This window comes from Candidatus Bandiella numerosa, from assembly GCF_021811875.1.
GTDB classification, from domain to species: domain Bacteria; phylum Pseudomonadota; class Alphaproteobacteria; order Rickettsiales; family Midichloriaceae; genus Aquirickettsia; species Aquirickettsia numerosa_A.
Map to the genome: position 1 here is coordinate 1 of NZ_JAJBJD010000147.1, position 2,806 is coordinate 2,806.

The 2,806-nt window shown below is 29.7% G+C and carries 2 protein-coding genes; both read left to right on the forward strand.

What is annotated here, in order from left to right; genetic code table 11:
* Positions 1-391: 391 nt before the first annotated feature.
* On the forward strand, positions 392-1,396 hold the full coding sequence (gene hemB / locus L8D11_RS04780; RefSeq protein ID WP_236870530.1) for a porphobilinogen synthase: 1,005 nt from the start codon (positions 392-394) through the stop codon (positions 1,394-1,396).
* 182 nt (positions 1,397-1,578) lie between these two features.
* Entirely contained in the window at positions 1,579-2,010 is a 432-nt protein-coding gene (gene hemJ / locus L8D11_RS04785; protein ID WP_236870531.1) for a protoporphyrinogen oxidase HemJ, read from the forward strand.
* Positions 2,011-2,806: the final 796 nt, after the last annotated feature.

Genomic DNA, 2,806 nt, shown 5'->3' on the forward strand with positions numbered 1-2,806 from the left:
TACTTTGCCGTCAGCTTCCTTCCGCCAACTCCTCACGAAGTTAACCTTGCCTCAGCTAATGGACAGCTCTATATCAGCCCATGAGGGACTTGAACCCTCTACTCTTACATCATGCACGGCGCACATTAAAGTACTAAAATTATAAACCATCATGCATATGAGATCCCAGATGTAAACCAATTTTTCCATATAAACCTCACACTTTATAAAATTTTAGACTTTGTTAAAACCTAGGTTATTTAAAGGTGCCATAACAGCATAGAATAAATCGAAGGACTGCAATTTAGTGCAATTTTACGTAAAGTATTTTACTTCTCTCTTTTTATCAGTCATTGACAAAATATCGACCTATATATAAGTTCATATGAAGGACAAAATATTGTTATAAAATATGTTTTCTTTAAGTTATCCTAAAAAGAGAGCTCAGAGACTAAGAAGTTGCAAGTGGAGTAGAGATTTATTTGCAGAAACGTGCATTAGTCCTAAAAACCTAATACAGCCCTTTTTTATTACCGAGGGTAATAATATTAAAAATGCGATTGACACCATGCCAAGCATCTATAGATACAGCGTGGATAACTTAATAAGAGAAGTGGAAAAAGCGATAGAATCCGGAATTAAAGCAATTTTACTATTCCCACAAATCATAAGTGATAAAAAAAGCAGTAATGCTAGTGAGGCGTGTAATATCAATAATTTAATTTGCCGAGCTATAAGAGAAATAAAAAAGCACAATTTTGATATTGGAATAATGGCAGATGTTGCCCTTGATCCATATACACTAGATGGACATGATGGGATTACTGATAGTAATGGAAAAATTTTAAATGATGCCACGTTAGATATATTATGCAAACAATCAATTAGTCTAGCAGAGTCCGGTTGCGATGTTATTGCTCCATCAGAAATGATGGATGGAAGAGTTGGTAGAATTAGAGATTCATTAGAACAAGGTGGATTTTATAATACTAAAATAATCTCTTATTCAGCAAAATATGCTTCAAATTTTTACGGACCATTCAGAGATGCTGTTGGCTCTAAAAATTTCCTCAAAAATTCTTCTAAAGATACTTATCAAATGGATTTTAGAAATGCTAGAGAAGCCATTTATGAAGTTGGCTTAGATATTTCTGAAGGAGCTGATGCAATTATTATAAAACCTGCTATGCTATATTTAGACGTAATAAGTTTAGTAAAGAAGGAATTTAATATTCCAATAATCGCTTATCAAGTAAGTGGAGAATATTCAATGCTAAAAATAGCAGGAGAAAAAGGTATCTTTGATACTGATAGTGCATTCATAGAAAGCCTAATTTCATTTAAGAGAGCTGGTGCTTGTTCGATAATAACTTATGCTGCAATTGAGATGGCAAAAAAACTGGCGTTCTATAGATAAAGGGCAATAGCAAAGTCCGGCAATGCTTTGATTTAAATTTAATAAATCATACAATTTTACTACCCCCAAACAATATCAATACCCTTAAAATCAGAAAAAAGTATGATGAATTAAATATTATGTATATAATTTCTAATTAATAAAAATTTAATCAAATTTCTATAGAGCAAATGCAAAACATTATATTTGAAAGTTACCTGTTTATAAAAGCATTTCATATTGTTTCAATTATATCTTGGATGGCTGGATTGCTATATCTACCAAGAATTTTTGTTTACCATACAAAAACAAAAAAAAATTCTGAAGCTGACAATTTATTTAAAATAATGGAAAAAAAGTTATTGAGATTCATTATGCTTCCGGCCTTTTTATCAAGTTTAGTAACTGGATTGATCTTAATCTATATAGTGGGGTTTAAAGGAAATATTTGGCTACACATCAAATTATTATTCGTAATTTGTTTGATATATACTCATCATTTAATGGCAAAATATGCAAAAAATTTTGCTAATAATAAAAATCAGAAGAGCGAAAAATATTTCAGAATATTCAATGAGATACCAGCAATATTAATGATTATAATAGTCTTTTTAGCAATTGTTAAAAACTTTTAATGTCAATAAAAGCTTTGATAGTGCTGACTCCTTAGAATCTGCGTAAATAATTGACTTTAAGCTATACTTATTTTTAATGAGTTTATTTTGTATTATAGAGCTACTAAAAATTGCAAAATAACCTGATATACATAGAAATATAAATGCCTTAATATTGTGATCTATTAAATCTAAATCACCCAAGCAAGAAACGATTATAGATATAGTTATATAAAAAATTACTCCCTTCCATAACCTATTATAAATAAGCCAAATTAAAGTAAAAAAACGCTATAATCGATATTTTTTCTCTAATAAAAACACAATCATCTAGTGCAGTATCCTTATTAAGAAAATTTTGCTTTGCATAAATCAAAAAAACTTTATCCACTGTAAATAGCTAAATGGTTAATATAGCTAGCAGATATATCACTGCTACAGAAAATAATAAATAACTAATTGTGAGCGTTGTATTCATAGATTTTTGTTGCATATACTCTTTTGACTCTAACTCCATAATAATATCATTCAATTTTTTGTGAATATTTTTTTGTTTTAATTACACTATTTTTAAGGCATTGCTAAACAAATATAGCATACAATTGAGAAAGCTGATATGATATGCACAATAACACAAATAAGGTTAGTATATGTCAGAAATAATATGTTGCAAATGCAGAGAAAGTAATTAGGCACCGTCAAGTTAATGGAAATATGGCCGCAACACAACCCTGACCCTTAAATTTTAGGCAGCAGCTATCTCTTGGATAGCTTCATCCCAAATAAATTTAGCTTTTTGAAAATTCTCTCTTTGGAT